Here is a 17,390-nt window from a genome sequence, read left to right as displayed (position 1 = left end):
CGGCAGCGGCGAGACGGCGGGTGCGCCCGGGGCAATCGTGAACGTCAGGGTCGGGGATTTTGAAGTGCCGACCACCGCCGCTGGCGAATTGTGGATGCATTTTAGCGAACCGGCACCCGAACGGACGATCCCAGCGTGGAAGCTGCTCTCCGACGATATATCGGAAGAAGAAATACGCGCGGCGGTCGAGGGGCAGATCGTCTTTGTCGGGGCCAGCGCCACCGGGCTCCGTGACCTGATCTCGACGCCTTTGGCCGAGAACGAACCGGGGGTCACCGTCCACGCACAAGCGGCAGAGCAGATGATCCTCGGCGAGTTTCTGATCCGCCCTGACTGGGCGCCGGGGATGGAGTTTTTCCTGATCCTGCTGCTCGGCGGCGGGCTGGCTCTTTTGCTCCCCGGCGCGGGTGCGACGATCGGCGCGGCGATCGGGCTGGTCGCGACGCTGACGGTTGCGGCCGGCAGCTGGCTGGCCTTTGACCAGTTGCACTATCTGCTCGATCCGACATGGCCGATCATCGCGCTAATCCTGGTTTACGCGGTCCAGACCCTGCTGAGTTTCCGCCAGGAGGAACAGCAACGGGCCTATATCCACACCGCCTTTGACCGTTATCTGTCACCCGAGATGGTCCGGCAGATTGCCGCCAATCCCGAACGCCTGCAGCTCGGCGGGGAAGAGCGCGAAATGACGGTGCTGTTCTGCGATATCCGCGGCTTTTCAAGAATTTCCGAACAATATGACCCGAAAGAAGTGATCAACTTCCTGACCGGCTTCCTGACTCCGATGTGCAATATATTGCTGGAGAAAAAGGCCACGGTCGACAAATTTATCGGCGACGCCATTCTCGCCTTCTGGAACGCGCCGCTCGATGATCCGGACCAGTTCCGCAACGGCGCGCGGGCGGCGCTGCAAATGGTCGACAGTCTCGAGCGGCTCAACCGCGAGCTGCCGCAAAAGCCGGGACAGGTCTGGCCGCCGGATGTGAAAATCGGGATCGGGATGAACGCGGGCCTGTGCTGCGTTGGCAATATGGGATCAGAGCAGCGATTGTCATATACGTTGATCGGCGACACGGTGAATATCGCCTCCCGCTTCGAAGGGCTGACCAAGCAATATGGTGTGCAAATCCTGATCGGAAGCGCGCTCGCCGGACAACTGGACGGCTTTGCCCTGCTCGAACTGGACCGGGTCAAAGTCGTGGGCCGCGATGCGTCGGACACGATCTACGCATTGCTCGGCGACGAAACGCTCAACCGAGATCCGGCCTATGGAATAATGCAAAGCTGGCATGACGAATTTCTGACGTTTTATAGGGCGCAGAACTGGACCGCAGCCAGCCAGATGCTGGACGAGCATGAAGCGACATATAACGACGCCGGTCTCTCGGTGCTGGTCGGGGTTTACCGCCAGCGGATTGAACAACTGTCAAAGGGTCCTGTCACGGACGACTGGGATGGCGTCTTCGAGGCAACCCGCAAATAGCGCGTTCTTTCAGGCCCGTGGCCCTAGCAGTTGGGCCCACCCGCATTTGAATTTGTGCAGGGTTCATCGCCGCCGCCGGGCAGCAACAGTCCTACGCCGACACCGATGATTGCAGCCGGTATCAGCGCTTTCAAGAAACCGCTTTTACCGGCTCCGGCGACTTTCGGTGCGAGCTCATCCTGCAATTTCGACAGGCCGCTAGCCGAGAGCTTGAACGGACCGATCGGCTGCGCGCCTGGCCGGGGAATATAGGCCGCGAGGATCGGCTGATCCAGCGTCACGGTTTTGCCCGCCGCGCTGACTTCGGCCAGGCCGATGTCCAGATCGCCGCTGCGATTGGCACCCGGTCCGCGCAGGACGACCAGCATCGCGCTGTCCTTGTCGCCCTTCACGCCATCCAGAAACGGTTCTTTCTTGGCGATTTCTACCGCCTCTTTGCCAATCACGCCATCGAGAGCGGTTCCGCGGATGCCGATGGTACCGACCGAACTGTTGATCGAAGCGGAGGATTTCTTGGACTTGCGCCCCGACATGAAGCGAAAGGCACCCTTGCTGACCGTCGCGGAGAGCGAGCGCTCCTTGCCCGGATCATAGACAAAGCGGTTGATCGTCAACCGGGCGTTGGAGCCGATGGTCAGGCTCGAGCGGTCGAGCAGCAAAATCTGCAACTTGCTCTTTTTCTTGGTGCTCAGCACATCGCCCCAGGCCAGCCGTTGACGGCGCGGTATCTTGACCGCCTTTTTATTGGTCGCATTGCTCATCCGGACATCACCGACAACGGTCGCGGCGATCCCGACCTGCACCGGCGCGGAGGCAGCGGGGGTCAGAGCGAGGAACAGCAGGGCCGGTGCCATCAGGGCCGCTTTCAACGGCAGGGACTGGAATGATATCATGGTCTATTCCTTGTCCGCCAACGGGCATAATTTCATAACACTGGCCCAAAGCTCAGAGGCAAAATTCTTTTGCTTCAATTTGCCGAGTTCGACGGCACCGCCCAGTTGATCATCGATCTTGCACAGGTTTACCGCGTGCAGCAGCCGTGCGCTGTCGGATTTGGGGTGGAGCGCCAGCACCCGTTCGAGCGTGGCAATGGCTTCGAGATATTCCCCGCGTTCTGATTGTTGTTGGGCATAAGCAATGCCCTGCTCCTCATCGACTGCGACTTCGGCCATCGCATCCAGTTCGGGGAGGGTTTCGGCATAAACCGCGGTGACTGGCTGTGCGACGATGAAGAGCGCAGCCGCCAAGCCTTTGATATATTCGTGTTGCAAAGCCAGTGCCTCCTCTTTCAGTCCAAATGATAGCATAGACGCCAATGGTTTCCTATCGTCACCCGCGTCGCCACCCAGCGGATCATGAATTGCGGTAGACCTCCGAAAATTCCTGCTCCAACCTAGTTGGTAACAACCGCCCATTCATCACCGAACTTGGCCCAATAAGCACCGCCCGGCCAGGAGAAGCTTGATTTATCCATTTTTCCCGACACGGAAATGGGAGGCTGACCGTCGGGCCCGACTATTTGATAGACACGCCCGCCCATGATCGGCGTGACCGTGAGCGTTTTGGCTATTTCGACGGGATAGCCGGACAATATCGTCCGCAAATAAGATGTGAACCCGTCAGCGCTGCCTATCTGCCGCCCGAATTCTTCGATCAATGGAGCGTGCATGTGCAGGACGGTGTCAACATCGCCCGTGCGCGCTGCGTCCTGCAGCTTCTTCACCGCATCCAGCAGACCTTCGTCACCCGCGATATCGGCCTTGAGATAGTTATAATCGAGCGGCCCCTCATGTTCAAAGCTCAGTTGCTTGGAAGATGATGACGTAAAGTTCACCGTGTCGACGATATCGTGATCATCATATTCGCCCTTGCACCGCGCAAATATCTGGAACTCCGCCGCGCTGCCGTCATAATCGATTTTCAGTATATTCTTGCCGGTAACCAGCCATTCGGAAAGTATATGTTCGGTGGAAGCCTGGCTCGCCGCCTCGTTGCCGGAAGACAGCTTGACGCCTCTGTCCTTGAGCAAGACCCCGTTCAGGGTGGCGCGATAGCTGCCCGATTCAATCTTGGCCCGCACCCCGTGAGAAACGTCGCAAGCAGAAGCCACGGCCGGCATCCCCGCGACAGCTGCCATTGCGAAAACGATAGCGATTTTCAATTTGCATCCGATCATTGTTCCATCCCCGATCTGTTTCATCTGGACATACCATAGCATTTCCGGAGCTCCGGACTATGATCGCAGTCACATCGCCATGCGTGGCGCGGAATCTAGTGGATCGGCTGTTCCGATAGGGTGCCCGAGCTGATAGAGAACTTAGAGAGAGGGCCCCGCCTCCCTTTCCAACGGGTCTGTTGAACCGGAAAAATCGAGCGGAGGGAACCAGTCGGCTCATGATGCGTAAGATGACCATGAACCTGCGGCGCCTGCCTTCCCTGCCGCACTGGCTGATCCCCTCGGCGATCTTGAGGATATATATCATCTATTTGTGGCGGCATCGTCGATGGCCGGACTTGGGTAACCCGCGCCGGTTTTCCGAGCTTGTCCAGTGGCGCAAGCTCCACGATCACGACCCGATGATGCCGGTTCTCGCCGACAAGATTGCCGCGAAAGCACATGTCGGCGGAATATTGGGCAGCGACTGGACAATCCCGACCTACTGGAGCGGCCCGACCTTGCCCGCACAGCCGTCTTGGCCCTATCCATTCATTCTCAAGGCGAGCCATGGCTGCAACCAGAATATCATCTGCCGCGATCCGGCCGATTGGGAGAATGCGCGGCGGCAGGCGGTCAAATGGATCGATGCTCCTTACGGCCTCTGGCTCGACGAGTGGGCCTATCGCGACATCCCGCGCGGCTATATTGTCGAGCCCTATCTCGGCACCGGTTCCGCGCTGCCCGTCGACTATAAAATTTACCTGTTCGCCGGCAAGGCAACCCTCATTCAGGTCCACCTGGATCGCCAGTCCGACCACCGATGGATATTATTCGATCGACAATGGAACCAGCTTTCCAGGCCCGGCGATCACGATTGTCCGTCCGCCCCGGAAAGCCTGACGAAAATGCTCGACAGCGCCGAGAAAATTGCACCGCATTTCGACTTCGCACGGATTGATTTTTACGAGATCGCCGGAGAACCGAAATTTGGTGAAGTCACCTTCTATCCCGGGTCCGGACTCGATCCGTTCGATCCGCCGGAGCTCGATCAAGCTATCGGTGCGCTTTGGCTGGCCGGGACTGGCAACGAAGCGAAGCCGCCATCGTCTCCATTCCCCTCGATCCAGACGCTTGTCGAACCCCTCCGCTCCCATTAGAGGTAGGATTTAAATCTCCCTTTCCCGATGGAACCACCGATGACCCTTAACGGCCCCGCTTCGCACAGCTATTTCTCCCAACGGCTCAAGCTCCATTATGCCGACTGGGGCAATGAGGACAAGCCGCCGCTGATCCTGCTCCACGGCGGCAAGGACCATTGCCGCAATTGGGACTGGACGGCACAGGCGCTGCGCGACGACTGGCATATCATCTGCCCCGATGTCCGCGGCCATGGCGACAGCCAGTGGAGCACCGATGGTCATTATTCGACGATGGCGATGGTAACCGATCTGGCGCAGCTGATTCACCAGCTCGACCTCTCCCCGGTGACAATCGTCGCGCACAGCATGGGCGGCAATATCGCGCTGCGCTACACCGGGCTTTACCCTGATACGGTGCGCAAACTGGTGGCGATCGAAGGGCTTGGCCCCGGTCCCGAAATGCTCGCCGAGCGCGAGAAAGTCGGACCGCTGCAGCGGGTCCGCAACAGCATCGAGGAGAAACGCAAGGCCGCCGGACGCCAGACGAAACGCTATCCGTCGTTCGAAGACGCGCTCCACCGGATGCAGGACGCGAACCGCCATCTCTCCGACGAACAGGCCCGCCACCTGACCACCCACGCGGTGATCCGCAACGAGGACGGCAGCTACAGCTGGAAATTCGATCCCTATGTCCAGCATTGGGATAGTATCGATCTGTCACAGGACGCGATTCATGAACTATGGGGCGACATTAGCTGCCCGACCCAGCTCCATTATGGCGCCGACAGCTGGGCAAGCAATCCGGAGAAAGACGGCCGCATGCAATATTTCGGCGACAATGTGTCGGTGAAGGAATTCCAGCAAGCCGGCCACTGGCTGCATCACGACCAGTTCAAACTGTTTGTCGAGACGCTGCAGGAATTTCTCTAACAGAAACGGCTCCGGGCTTTATTTCCGCCGGCCCAGTTGGATAAATTTCTGGACTGTTGTTCGTTGCAGAATGATAATATCTGCGTTTTCATTGGAGCTTGGGACGCCTTGTGCAATAACACAGCTGTGAAACAGATCGGTCCATCCTCTTAGCTTGTATCTGTCTGTCCGGATATTGTATGGAAAGAGAATGACAATAATCGAGCGGCTGGCCCTGACAATATGCGAAAGACCGCATCCTATTTAATCCCGCGAACAAAAAGGACAGATATGACAGCCACTCAAGCCCACTCGCGCTATGCCCGCCTTTCGATTTTCCTTCATTGGGCGATGCTGCTGCTGATTACGGCTGTCTATAGCTGCATCCTGTTGCACGAATCTTTTCCCAAGGGCAGTGATCTGCGCGAGGGTTTGAAGCACTGGCATTTCATGCTCGGCCTGTCGGTGCTGTTATTGGTGATTGTTCGTATCGTCGTGCGGCTGCTAACCACCAAGCCACCGATTAAACCGGAACCGCCGGCGTGGCAGATGCTTGTCGCCAAGGGCACGCATCTGGCGCTTTATACGTTCATGCTGGTAATGCCGATTGCGGGCTGGCTGATCCTCAGCGCCGCTGACAAGAGCATTCCGTTCTTCGGGCTGGAGCTCCCCGCACTGGTTGCGCCGGACAAGGCTCTGGCGGGGCAAGTCAAGGAAATCCACGAGACGATCGGTACGGTCGCATATTTTCTGATCGGCCTGCATGCCCTCGCTGCGCTGTTCCATCACTATGCCGTCAGGGACAATACGCTCCTGCGGATGCTGCCCGGAAAGCGCTAGGGGTCGCAGCTACTCGCTGAACGGCCAACGCTCAGGAAATCATCGACTGCAAAGTCGCGATCCGGTCGGCTTCCTCTGCCGGCTTGTCCTTGCGGATGCGGTGGATGCGCGGGAAGCGCATCGCAAGACCCGATTTGTGGCGGCCGCTTTCGTGGATCGAGTCAAATGCGACTTCCAGCACCAGTGATTTCTTCACCTCGCGGACCGGCCCGAAGCGATTGAGCGTATTCTGCCGGACGAAACGGTCGAGCCATTTCAGCTCTTCATCGGTGAAACCGGAATAAGCCTTGCCGACCGGCAGCAATTCGCCGTCTTCTGTCCAGCAGCCGAATGTATAATCTGAATAGAAGGACGCCCGCCGTCCGTTGCCGCGCTGCGCGTACATCATCACGCAGTCGGCGTTCAGCGGGTCGCGCTTCCATTTATACCAGTGACCGGTGACCCGGCCCGCCAGATAGGGGCTTTCCCACCGTTTCAGCATAACGCCCTCGATCGCCGCGTCGCGAGCCCCGGCACGCATGACTTCCAGCGCGGCGAAATCATCGACGTCGACCACGGCGGACAGGTCAAAATGGTCGGGATGGAGTTTCGGCACAAAGCTCTCGAGCCGTTGCCGCCGTTCATGCCAGGGCGACAGGCGCAGATCGTCATCCCCGTCCATCAGCAGATCATAGACGCGGACGAAGGCGGGAAATTCCTGCCGCATCTTCTTGGAGACGGTCTTGCGACCGAGGCGCTTCTGCAGCGCGTTGAAACTGGCCGCCTCGCCGCCCTGTTCGGTGCCGCGCACCAGCAATTCACCGTCGATCACCCCGTCACGGTCGAACGCCTCGACAATATCGGGGAAGGAGGCGCTGATGTCATCGCCGCCGCGGCTGTAGAGCCGGGTCTCGCCGCCGAGATGCACCGCCTGTACGCGGATGCCGTCCCATTTCCACTCGACCGCATATTGGCCGAGATCGAGGCTATCGCCCTCGAACGGATGCGACAGCATGAACGGACGGAAGAAAGGCGTCGCCGAAAGATCCGGACGGTCACCGCCCTGCTCCGCCCATGCGAACAATTTGTCATAAGGCGGGTCGAGCGCGTGCCAGAGCTCCTCGACATCATCAAGCGCCACATCAAAGGCCTGCGCGAAAGCGGTTTTCGCCAGCCGCGCCGACACCCCGACCCGCATCCCGCCGACCGCCAGCTTGAGCAGCGCATAGCGGCTGTTCGAATCCATGCTGTCGAGCAGGGATGCAACAATGTCGGGAGCCGTCGCACGATTGGCGGCTGAGAGCGCCTGCACCACTTCGTCGATGCTCGGGTCGCTCTGCTCCCGCCCGTCCGCTTCCGGCCAGACCAGAGCCACAGTCTCGGCAGTATCACCGACATGATGGCGCGACAGGCGGAACAGTTCCGGATCAATCCGCGTGCCGGCAAGATTGCGGATGGTAGCGGATTTCACCGCCGGAAAGTCGAGACTGTCGGTCAATGCCGCCAGCGCCCAGCCGCGATCCGGGTCGGGCGTTTCGCGCAAATAGGTGGAAATCGCCGCCAGCTTGGCGTTGCGCGATCTGGTGTAGATCAGACTGTCGATCAGGGCGGCAAAGCGGCGCATCAGCCGTCATCCCCTTCTTCGCGCCCGACCATCGCCAGCGCCCGCGCCCTGATCTGGTGCAGCTCGCACCAGCGCAGCAGGCCGTCTTCGCTGCCATGGGTGATCCAGGTTTCCTTCGGCGCCAGTTCGCGGATGGTTTCGGTCAGTTCGTCCCAGTCGGCATGGTCGGAGATGACCAGTGGTATCTCGACCCCGCGCTGCCGCGCCCGCCCGCGCACCCGCATCCATCCCGACGCCATGGCGGTCACCGGATTGGGCAGCCGCCGGCTCCATTTGTCGGTCAGCGCCGAGGGCGGCGCGATGATGATCTGGCCGCGCATCTCCTCTTTCGGCGTGTCCATCACCAGCCGCAGATCACCCAGCGACACACCGAGTTCCTCATAAAGTTCGCACATCCGGACCTGCGCCCCGTGCAGATAGATCGGCTTGTCCCAGCCCGCCCGGCGCAATTCGGCAATCACCCGCTGCGCCTTGCCCAGCGCATAAGCGCCGACCAATATGCTGCTGTCCGGTTCGGCTTCCAGCCGCGCGAAAATCTTGGCGATTTCGCCTTCGATCGACGGATGCTGGAACACCGGCAAACCAAAGGTCGCCTCGGTGATGAATATATCGCAAGGCACCAGCTCGAACGGCGCGCAGGTCGGATCGGGGCGGCGTTTATAATCGCCGGTGACGACCACCCGCTCGCCCTGATATTCCATCAAAACCTGCGCCGAGCCCAGCACATGGCCTGCCGAATGCAAGCTGAACCGCACACCGCCGCGCTCGAACCCCTCGCCGTAGCCGATGGCCGTTCCCGCCTCGGTACCATAGCGCAGTCCCATGATAGCCAACGTCTCCGGCGTCGCCCAGACATCCCCATGCCCGCCGCGCGCATGGTCGGCATGGCCGTGGGTTACCACTGCGTTTTCCTTGGGTACTGACGGATCGATCCAGACGTCGGCAGGCCGCACATAAATGCCCTGCGGATGCGGTTCGATCCAGTGTTTCGCTTTTGCCATTGCCTAATAGCGTATCGGACGGGGAAAGGTTCCGCCAAGGGAAAAGGGGATGGGTGCGGCGGAAGCCACGCGCACGATGTGAAGGTAATGTGATATTTTTTCTAGACCGATCACATTGCAATGTGATAATCGATTCGCGATATCACATTGAAAGGCTGAACCATGAGCAAGATCCTGATCGAAAAACTGGTCGCATTGATCGAATCCGGCGAGGAAACCCGCGCCGGACTGGCTCGGGCCGCTGGCCTGCACGCCAACAGCTTGCGCAGCCTGGGGCAGGATGACTGGAACCCGACAGCGGAAACGCTCGGCAAGCTGGAGACTTATCTGGCGCGCGGCGGCAGCGGGGTTATGGCGACGGCGGAGGAAATCATCAACGAGGCGCGCAACGGACGGATGTATATCCTGGTCGATGACGAGGACCGCGAGAATGAAGGCGATCTGATCATCCCGGCGCAAATGGCGACGCCCGATGCGATCAACTTCATGGCCAAATATGGTCGTGGGCTGGTTTGTCTGGCGATGTCGCGGGACCGGGTCGAAGAGCTTGGCCTCGACATGATGAGCCAGAATAATCGCGGCGCTTATGAAACCGCCTTCACCATTTCGATCGAGGCACGCGACGGCGTCACCACCGGGATCAGCGCTGCCGACCGCGCGCGCACCGTAGCGGTGGCGATCGACCGGACCAAGGGCAAGGAAGAGATTGTCACCCCCGGCCATGTCTTCCCGCTGCAGGCGCGCAACGGCGGCGTGCTTGTCCGCGCCGGCCATACCGAAGCGGCTGTCGATGTTTCGCGGCTCGCCGGGCTCAACCCGTCCGGCGTGATCTGCGAGATCATGAAGGATGACGGCGAAATGGCGCGGCTTGACGATCTGATCGAATTTGCCCAGCATCACGGGATGAAAATCGGCACGATCCGCGATCTCATCGCCTATCGTCTGCGCTATGACCATTTGGCCGAGCGCGGCACCGAAGCGACCTTCAACAGCCAGTGGGGCGGAGAGTGGAAGGCGATTACCTTCTTCAACACCGCGACCAAGAGCGAGCAGCTGGTCCTCCAGAAGGGTCATGTCGATCCCGAAACTCCGACCTTGGTAAGAATGCACGCGACCGCGATTTTCGGAGATATTTTCGGCCAGACCGGTCCGCAATCGGGCATGCTGGCGGAATCGATGAAGCTGATCGGGGAAGCGGGCGCAGGGATCATCGTCTTCATCAGTCCGCGGGTCGACAATTTCTTCTCGAGCCAGATGGCCCGCCTGACCGGCAAGAAGCCACACGAAATGGACCAGCAGCGCGACTATGGCGTCGGCGCGCAGATCCTCACCGAAATGGGTGTTCATGATATGGAATTGCTGTCCAACTCCAGCCATGAACTGGTCGGACTGGACGCTTATGGCCTGCGGATTGTCGGGCAGCGGTCGGTGCCAACCGGCAATGTCGGCGAGAACAGCAAGGAACTGGAAACGGCTTGACCACCACGTGGTCCTGAACTTGTTTCAGGACCTCCATCGACTATATCCACCGGATCCTGAAACAAGTTCAGGACGACGAATTTGAAAGAAGATAAAATGGCAAAATTCCTGATCGTCGAAGCGCGATTCTATGACAAGCTCAACGACATGCTGATCGAAGGCGCGGTCGATGCTTTGAAAGCGGCGGGGCACGAACATGAGGTCATCACCGTGCCCGGCGCGCTGGAAATTCCCAGCGCCATCTCGATGGCGATCGACAGCGATCTCTATGACGGCTTTGTCGCGATCGGCGTGGTGATCCGTGGCGAGACCTATCATTTCGAAATCGTCGCTGGCGAAAGCGCGCGCGGGATCATGGCATTGACCATGGACGGCGCGGCGATCGGCAATGGCATATTGACGGTAGAGAATGAAGATCAGGCGCTGGCCCGCGCGGACAAAACCCGCAAGAACAAGGGCGGCGAAGCGGCTCAGGCAGCGATTGCGATGCACGAGCTGGCGATGAAGTTCACCGTTTGACGAAAACAGATTAGCGGCGGCGGGCCAATATGCCCACCGCCGCCAAGACTTGGTCTTATCGGGTTCCGGCGAGCGCGGCTTCGAACTGCTCTTCGGTCATCGTGATCGCAACACCATCAGCCTGTGACATGAAAGCAGCGACCGGCAATTTGACCGGCTGGCCATTATGTTCGACAGTGACATATTCGGCATCGCTTTCCTTGATCGTGCCGATGACCGCAGCGCCGGTGACCGATTTGACTTCGGTACCGGGGGTCAGGCTGGCGAGCAATTGGGCTTTGGCGTCGGCAGCGGCTTTTTCTACCGCAGCATCAAGATCAACCTTGGTCATCATGATCGACAGGCCATTTTCCTGCTTGGCAAAAGCGTCGGGCGCGAGCGCAGCCTTGTTCTTGCCGGTATCCACAACGACGACTCCAGCGTCTACGAAATCGACGGTTCCGACATCAGCGCCATTGGGGCCGACGACTTTCATACCCACCTGAGCTTCGACTGTCGGAGCGGCATCTTGTGCCAGGGCTGGGGTTGCAGCTAGCAACGTAGCACCGGTCAAGAGGGTCAGAAAGTTCTTCATACATCATTCCTTAATATTATAAAAAAATGGCGGTAACCCGCCACAGGATTCCGCGCTAAAAAGCGATGGCCGGACTTGTTAAGGCTATTGAGGCAAGTCGAGCCTTGAGTAGGATGAAAGGTGAGTGTGGCGCGATTGTTCTGATATTCTGCAATCATCCTGTAAAATAACGCTACTGCAAGGCCGCCCTTTGAGAGACGGCCTTGGTTCGCGTGACAGGTTCGGACTATGCCGCTTCCTGCATTCTATCGTGAATGCCTTCTTTGACCTCCTCGATAATCTTGGCGCTGAACGCGTCCAGATCATCAGGATTGCGTGACGTGATTAGACCGTTATCGACCACCACTTCGCTGTCTTCATATAGTCCGCCGGCGTTGATCAGATCGGTCTTGATCGACTTGTAACCGGTGACCTTGTGACCCTGCACCAGATCCGCCTCGATTAGCAGCCAAGGCGCGTGACAGATGGCCGCGATCGGTTTGCCGGCGTCGAAAAAGGCTTTCATAAAATCGACCGCGTTTTTTTCTACCCGCAACAGGTCTGGGTTTATCTGTCCGCCGGGTAGAACGAGCGCGTCGAAATCATCTTCGCTGGCATCGTCCAACGTGATGTCGACATCGATGCTCTCTCCCCAGTCCGTCTCGTCCCAGCTCTTGATCGAGCCGGATTCCAGCGAGACGATTGTGATGTCCGCACCCGCGTCGACGAGTTGTTTCCGTGGTTCAAAAAGCTCTGATTTTTCAAAACCGTCCGTCGCCAGGATTGCTATTCTTGCGTTTGAAATGTTCGTCATTTCTGTCGTCCTTTCGTTAGAGGTTGCAAGGTGTCTACGCGGCGAGAAGCCAATTGGTTCCAGAAATCGAGGACTTTTAACGAAGCCGCCGTTGTGGTGACCGGTGATTGCGATTTCCCGAAAGGTAGAAGGAACCAGATGATGGTCGATGCGTAAGTTTGACAGGCACCGCGCTCCGCCACCCCGTCGAGCGCAACAAAAAGAAAGCAATTATATGTCTGTCAAAACCAAAGATCTCCGCGAAATGAAGAGCGATATCAACAAAACCGACCGTGCCACCATGGCCGAAAAGCTCGGCGCAACACTGGCCTCGACCTATATCCTCTATCACAAGACCCAATCGGTGCACTGGAATGTGACCGGACCTTTGTTCGTCAGCGTCCACAAGCTGACCGAAGCCCAATATGAAGACCTTGCCGCCTCGATCGATGCGATCGCCGAAAGGATAAGGGCGCTGGGCGCAAAGTCACCGGTCGGCCTTTCGACCTATATCAACAACAGCGTGATCGACGATCAGGTGGAATGGGGCAATGTCGAAGCCATGCTCAAGCAACTGTCGGGCGACAATCTCGCCGTGGCAGACCAGATGCGCGAATTTGTGAAAATTGCCGATGAGGCTGATGATGTTTTCACCGCGGATCTGCTGACCGCCCGGATAGGTGCGCTGGAAGAAGCATCATGGATGCTCACCGCCAGCCTTTAATCGATCCCCCGCACAAGAAACGATAGGAATATCAGATGAAAAAATTGGATAAAACTAGCGCCCGACAGGGCTTTACCACACGCCATATGACGATTGTACTCGGCGTATCGACCGTACTTGCGATCGTAGCGCTAGCGGTTGTGACGGGATTTGTCTGAACCGTTTTCCAGAATTCCCAGGCGCCTCTTGCCGCTCCTGCCTCGTGCAGGAGCGGTTTTTTATTGGGGCTGACCTCTATTCAGGCTTGGTCAGCTTCAGAACAAAGCGGTCGGTCTTGCCGCGCACTGCGGGATCAAAGACCGTCTTGCCATGATCGTCACCCTCGCCCGCGAGCAGATCATCATCGCGTTCGACGATGAAGCCCGCGGCCTCTGCGACCGCCACCGCTAGCGCCGGATCCATCCGGTGATTGGCTTCATTATCGCCATCGGGATCACCGACATGATCGATCACGCCGAAGGTCCCTCCCGGTTTCAGCTTGGCCTTGATCGCCAGCAACATGCCGGTCGCCGCCACGGCTCCGTAGCTATTGTAGACGTCGTGAAAGTTGAGCGCGGTGATCGCCACGTCGATACTGTCATTGGCGACGCCGAGATCGGTGATTTCGCGGTTCAGCCGTTCGATCTGCGGCAAGTCATTGGCCGCCAGCCTGGCATTGATTTCCTTTTCATAAGCGCCATCGCGCAATTGCAGTGCCGCTGCCGGATTATGCGCATAGACCTTGCCCTCCGGCCCCGTAGCGATGGCAGCCGCTACGCTATACCAGCCTCCGGATGCGATCAGATCGAGCACATTGTCGCCTGGTTTCAAGCCGAGAAACGCCAATACTTCTGCCGGCTTGCGCTCGGCATCGCGGGCCTTGTCTTCGTCCGACCGGCCTTGTGCAGCGGCCAGCGCTGCATTGGTCGCGGCGATATCGATGGTTTCCATTGCATGCATTGCTCCAGCTTCATGGTGCTTGGCCAATAACGGCACGGGGGCAAGGGCTGTGGTCGCCAGACAAAGCGCAGATAGTTTCAGCAAAGTGGTTTTCATAGCAAATCTCCTGTTGAGCCATGTTCATCTCCATCGGCTCTCTGGTCAAGCATTATGCGGTGAAGCCGGTTTTACATGACCCCGCAAATCGTGAATGGGCTTGACCAAATCCGCTTGTTCTATAAATTAGAACATATCATGAACAATATCGATTCGGATTCGGGTCAGGCTTTCGGGCCTTCACCGGACAACCCTTCTGCTGTGCCTCCGGCGACACCAGCAAAACCCTCTGTCTTGCGGGCGCGGCTTGCCAAGATATTGGCGACGTCCGGCGTCAGGACAGCGGAGGATGATGGCGCGCCATCGCATTTTGGCTTTGGTGTCGACAGGATTGATGCGGCCTTGCGCGGCAATGCGGGAGTCGACGGTCTGCCGCGCGCGGCGCTGCATGAACTGCACGCGGCGAGCAAGGATGACCGGACCAGCACAGCGGCGATGGCGCTATTGCTGGCTCAGCGTTGCCGGAATCTGGATCAGGAAGAACGGCCCATCTTATGGATCAGCGAAAGCGGGGAAGCCAGGCGGCAGGGTCGGCTCTATCCGCCGGGGCTCGCGGAACTGGGCATTGATCCGGACAGCATCATCCATGTCGATGCGCCGGACAGTATCGCGGCGCTGCGCGCAGCCGCCGACGGCGTGCGGTCCCCGGCGATGGCAGCGGTGATTGTCGAACTGTCGGGCAAGAAGCCCAAGGGCCTCGACATGACCGCTACCCGCCGCCTGTCCCTGTCGGCGCAAAAGTCGGGCGTGCTCGGCCTGTGCCTGCGCTCCGGCAGCGATCCGGACAATCCCTTGCCGACCGCTGCCTTCAGTCGCTGGCAGATCGCTACCGCGCCTTCGCTCGCGCTGGAGGCCAACGCTCCGGGCCATCCTGCTTTCGATATCAATCTGCTGCGTCATCGCAGCGGTCTTTACGGGCTCAGCGCCCGACTGGAGTGGAACCGTGACGATCAAATCTTCCGCGAGCAGCACAGCGAGCAGAGAGCGCCGGACACTGGCGCTGTTCCTGCCCTGGCTGCCGTCAGAGCGGATCATCAGGGCGCACGGGCCGCCTGACCATCCCTTTGCGCTGACCGAAAAGATACGCGGCGCGATGGTGATCATGGCGGCGGATCGGCAGGCCGCGTCTCTGGGTCTCGGCCCGGGCATGAAGCTTGCCGACGCGCGGGCGCGGGTACCGGATCTGCTCGCCTTTGACCATGAGCCGCTGGCCGACGCCGACCTGCTGTCCAGGCTGTCCGAAGCCTGCGAACGTTACACGCCGATGGTGGCGGTCGAGCCGCCTTATGCTCTGATCCTCGATATCACCGGTGCGGCGCATCTCCACGGCGATGAGGAACGACTGGCGCAGGATGCCGAGGACCGGCTCGATGAAGCGGGTTACAGCAGCCAATGGGCCTTGGCCGGAACCGCCGATGCCGCGTTGGCACTGGCACGACATGGCCTGAAGGCAGGCGCAGAGGCACAGCTGCCAGTGGCGGCGCTGGCCATGGACGAGAAAACCCACCAGTCGCTCGAACGGGCCGGGCTGTACAAGATCGGCGATATTGCCGAACGGCCCCGCGCCAATCTGGCAGCGCGTTTCGGGATGGACCTGACGGTGCGGCTCGACCGGATTCTTGGGCTCGAAGACCGCCCGATCGACCCGCTGCGCCGGATGGGCAATGTCGTCACCGAGCGCCGTTTTGCCGAGCCGCTGACCCATATCGACGGCGCGCTCACTTGCCTGTCGGAGCTGTTCGCGGAAGCCTCCGAACGGCTCAACGAGCGCGGCCTCGGCGCGCGGATGATCCGGATGATGCTGTTCCGCTGTGATGGCGATGTCGCTCGGCTCGGTCTGGAAACCGGCGCGCCGACCCGCGATGCAGTCCTTTTCAAACGCCTGCTGCGCGAACGGATCGAGGCGCTCAATGACCCGCTCAACCCCGGCTTCGGCTATGATCTGATCCGGCTGAGCATTGTCGCTTCGGAGGTGCTGGCACCGCAACAATTGAGGCTGGAGGGCGGCGAAGACAGGCAAGGCGATAAAATCGCTCTGGTCAGCCAGCTGAGCACAAGGCTGGGCCGCGACCGGGTGCAGAAATTTGTGCCCGCCGACAGTCATATACCCGAACAGGGTCTGCTCGCCCTGCCCGCGCTCAACGCCCCGCCGCCGGTGCCTTGGCAGCGGCAGTCTCCCGACAATCCGCCGATGCGCCCCTTGCACATGTTCGATCCGCCGCAGCGGGTGCAGGTGATCGCCGAGGTCCCCGACGGCCCGCCCTATCGCTTCACCTGGCGGCGCAAGATTCACCAGGTGATGCGCTATGAAGGGCCCGAGCGCATCGCTTCGGAATGGTGGCAGCGCAAGGACGGGCAACAGCCCGGCAAGGGGGGCCTGACCCGCGATTATTATCGCGTCGAGGACGCCCGCGGCCGGCGTTACTGGCTGTTCCGTCACGGGCTTTATGGCGAGGAGAAAGCGAACCCGGACTGGTATGTGCATGGGCTGTTTGCTTGATGGAGAATATCTATCTTCCTGAAACCGTTCGTGTCGAGCGAAGTCGGGACATTGGCGACCTCTCGACTTCGCTCGAGGCGAACGGACATGGCCCCTCGCAATGACGGCCTTCGCCGAACTTGCGGCCTCCACCCATTATAGTTTCCTGCGCGGGGCCTCCTCCCCCGCCGATATGGTGATGCAGGCGATGGCTCTCGGCATGACCGGCATCGGGATAGCCGACCGCAACAATGTTGCCGGCGTCGTCCGGGCGCATGCGACTCTGCGCCGGGCGCACGAGGAGGCTGCGGAAGAAGGGCTGGTGCTGCCGGATTTCAAGCTGATCGTCGGGTCGCGGCTGGTCTTTGCCGACGAGACGCCGGAGGTGATTGTCTATCCGCTGGGCCGGCGCGGCTGGGGGCGGCTGACGCGGCTGCTCTCGACCGGCAATTTGCGGGCGGAGAAGGGGGAATGTTGTTTATATGAGGCGGATTTGCTGGAATGGTGCAGCGAGGACTGGGCGCTGATCATCCTCCCTGAAGCGTCAGCTTCGGGGAGGCGGACCGTCAGCCAGAGCGAAGCGGCGGCTGATGGTGGAGGGGCCGGCGGTGCGAGCGCTGGATCGGGGATAGCCCTCCAACATCCTGCGGATGGTTCCCCTCCCCCCGCTTCGCG

The 17,390-nt window shown here is 59.7% G+C and carries 19 protein-coding genes; 11 read left to right on the top strand and 8 right to left on the bottom strand.

The features are described 5' to 3' along the window. On the top strand, nucleotides 1-1,483 hold a 1,483-nt coding region (locus V7680_RS07070), incomplete at its 5' end, for an adenylate/guanylate cyclase domain-containing protein (RefSeq protein WP_335652582.1). A 23-nt stretch (nucleotides 1,484-1,506) separates the two neighbouring features. Here the strand turns inward: V7680_RS07070 and V7680_RS07065 are convergent. The 3 genes from V7680_RS07065 to V7680_RS07055 all read right to left on the bottom strand — a co-directional run bounded on the left by V7680_RS07065 (nucleotide 1,507) and on the right by V7680_RS07055 (nucleotide 3,659). Next, on the bottom strand, nucleotides 1,507-2,376 hold the full coding sequence (locus V7680_RS07065) for a FecR family protein (RefSeq protein ID WP_335652581.1): 870 nt from the start codon (nucleotides 2,374-2,376) through the stop codon (nucleotides 1,507-1,509). A gap of 3 nt (nucleotides 2,377-2,379) precedes the next feature. After that, on the bottom strand, nucleotides 2,380-2,790 hold the full coding sequence (locus V7680_RS07060) for a hypothetical protein (RefSeq protein WP_335652580.1): 411 nt from the start codon (nucleotides 2,788-2,790) through the stop codon (nucleotides 2,380-2,382). A gap of 86 nt (nucleotides 2,791-2,876) precedes the next feature. Beyond that, on the bottom strand, nucleotides 2,877-3,659 hold the full coding sequence (locus tag V7680_RS07055) for a hypothetical protein (RefSeq protein WP_335652579.1): 783 nt from the start codon (nucleotides 3,657-3,659) through the stop codon (nucleotides 2,877-2,879). A 218-nt stretch (nucleotides 3,660-3,877) separates the two neighbouring features. On the opposite strand from V7680_RS07055, the gene V7680_RS07050 reads away from it, so the two are divergent. The 3 genes from V7680_RS07050 to V7680_RS07040 all read left to right on the top strand — a co-directional run bounded on the left by V7680_RS07050 (nucleotide 3,878) and on the right by V7680_RS07040 (nucleotide 6,529). Continuing rightward, entirely contained in the window at nucleotides 3,878-4,798 is a 921-nt protein-coding gene (locus tag V7680_RS07050) for an ATP-grasp fold amidoligase family protein (RefSeq protein WP_335652578.1), read from the top strand. Nucleotides 4,799-4,837: 39 nt separating this feature from the next. Continuing rightward, nucleotides 4,838-5,710 (top strand): alpha/beta fold hydrolase, encoded by an 873-nt coding sequence (locus V7680_RS07045; RefSeq protein ID WP_335652577.1) that lies wholly within the window; start codon nucleotides 4,838-4,840, stop codon nucleotides 5,708-5,710. A 270-nt stretch (nucleotides 5,711-5,980) separates the two neighbouring features. Further along, nucleotides 5,981-6,529 carry a cytochrome b gene (locus V7680_RS07040; RefSeq protein WP_335652576.1) on the top strand — a complete coding sequence of 183 codons (549 nt, stop codon included), beginning with the start codon at nucleotides 5,981-5,983 and terminating at the stop codon, nucleotides 6,527-6,529. 31 nt (nucleotides 6,530-6,560) lie between these two features. Here the strand turns inward: V7680_RS07040 and V7680_RS07035 are convergent, their stop codons facing one another. Together V7680_RS07035 and V7680_RS07030 are read right to left on the bottom strand one after the other, a co-directional pair. Beyond that, the gene (locus V7680_RS07035) at nucleotides 6,561-8,132 is read right to left on the bottom strand and encodes a cisplatin damage response ATP-dependent DNA ligase (RefSeq protein ID WP_335652575.1); all 1,572 of its coding nucleotides are present in this window, start codon (nucleotides 8,130-8,132) and stop codon (nucleotides 6,561-6,563) included. Further along, nucleotides 8,132-9,133: a ligase-associated DNA damage response exonuclease gene (locus V7680_RS07030; protein ID WP_335652574.1), complete on the bottom strand. Its 1,002-nt coding sequence runs from the start codon at nucleotides 9,131-9,133 to the stop codon at nucleotides 8,132-8,134. Before V7680_RS07030 ends, V7680_RS07035 begins: the two co-directional genes overlap by 1 nt. A gap of 162 nt (nucleotides 9,134-9,295) precedes the next feature. Here V7680_RS07030 and ribB point away from each other — a divergent pair, with 162 nt between their 5' ends. Continuing rightward, a complete protein-coding gene (ribB, locus tag V7680_RS07025) occupies nucleotides 9,296-10,612 on the top strand; it encodes a 3,4-dihydroxy-2-butanone-4-phosphate synthase (RefSeq protein ID WP_335652573.1) in 1,317 nt (438 codons plus the stop codon). 96 nt (nucleotides 10,613-10,708) lie between these two features. Then, nucleotides 10,709-11,131 carry a 6,7-dimethyl-8-ribityllumazine synthase gene (gene ribH, locus V7680_RS07020; RefSeq protein ID WP_335652605.1) on the top strand — a complete coding sequence of 141 codons (423 nt, stop codon included), beginning with the start codon at nucleotides 10,709-10,711 and terminating at the stop codon, nucleotides 11,129-11,131. Nucleotides 11,132-11,186: 55 nt separating this feature from the next. On the opposite strand, the gene V7680_RS07015 is transcribed toward ribH, so the two are convergent. Together V7680_RS07015 and V7680_RS07010 are read right to left on the bottom strand one after the other, a co-directional pair. Beyond that, entirely contained in the window at nucleotides 11,187-11,705 is a 519-nt protein-coding gene (locus V7680_RS07015) for a hypothetical protein (RefSeq protein ID WP_335652572.1), read from the bottom strand. Nucleotides 11,706-11,931: 226 nt separating this feature from the next. Beyond that, the gene (locus V7680_RS07010) at nucleotides 11,932-12,498 is read right to left on the bottom strand and encodes a type 1 glutamine amidotransferase domain-containing protein (protein WP_335652571.1); all 567 of its coding nucleotides are present in this window, start codon (nucleotides 12,496-12,498) and stop codon (nucleotides 11,932-11,934) included. A gap of 214 nt (nucleotides 12,499-12,712) precedes the next feature. Here V7680_RS07010 and V7680_RS07005 point away from each other — a divergent pair, with 214 nt between their 5' ends. Together V7680_RS07005 and V7680_RS07000 are read left to right on the top strand one after the other, a co-directional pair. Continuing rightward, nucleotides 12,713-13,201 carry a Dps family protein gene (locus V7680_RS07005; RefSeq protein ID WP_335652570.1) on the top strand — a complete coding sequence of 163 codons (489 nt, stop codon included), beginning with the start codon at nucleotides 12,713-12,715 and terminating at the stop codon, nucleotides 13,199-13,201. A gap of 35 nt (nucleotides 13,202-13,236) precedes the next feature. Next, nucleotides 13,237-13,359: a hypothetical protein gene (locus V7680_RS07000; RefSeq protein WP_335652569.1), complete on the top strand. Its 123-nt coding sequence runs from the start codon at nucleotides 13,237-13,239 to the stop codon at nucleotides 13,357-13,359. A 76-nt stretch (nucleotides 13,360-13,435) separates the two neighbouring features. On the opposite strand, the gene V7680_RS06995 is transcribed toward V7680_RS07000, so the two are convergent. Beyond that, the gene (locus V7680_RS06995; protein WP_335652568.1) at nucleotides 13,436-14,236 is read right to left on the bottom strand and encodes a methyltransferase; all 801 of its coding nucleotides are present in this window, start codon (nucleotides 14,234-14,236) and stop codon (nucleotides 13,436-13,438) included. 138 nt (nucleotides 14,237-14,374) lie between these two features. Here V7680_RS06995 and V7680_RS06990 point away from each other — a divergent pair, with 138 nt between their 5' ends. The 3 genes from V7680_RS06990 to V7680_RS06980 form a co-directional block, all read left to right on the top strand. Beyond that, nucleotides 14,375-15,292, top strand: a complete 918-nt coding sequence (locus V7680_RS06990; RefSeq protein WP_335652567.1) for an ImuA family protein — start codon at nucleotides 14,375-14,377, stop codon at nucleotides 15,290-15,292. After that, on the top strand, nucleotides 15,180-16,736 hold the full coding sequence (locus tag V7680_RS06985; RefSeq protein WP_335652566.1) for a Y-family DNA polymerase: 1,557 nt from the start codon (nucleotides 15,180-15,182) through the stop codon (nucleotides 16,734-16,736). Before V7680_RS06990 ends, V7680_RS06985 begins: the two co-directional genes overlap by 113 nt. A 100-nt stretch (nucleotides 16,737-16,836) precedes the next feature. After that, nucleotides 16,837-17,390, top strand: a 554-nt coding sequence (locus V7680_RS06980) for a PHP domain-containing protein (RefSeq protein WP_335652565.1), incomplete at its 3' end; no start/stop codon positions are given.

Source organism: Parasphingorhabdus sp. (genome assembly GCF_036963705.1).
GTDB lineage: Bacteria > Pseudomonadota > Alphaproteobacteria > Sphingomonadales > Sphingomonadaceae > Parasphingorhabdus.
This window is presented reverse-complemented; position numbering and strand designations above follow the sequence as displayed.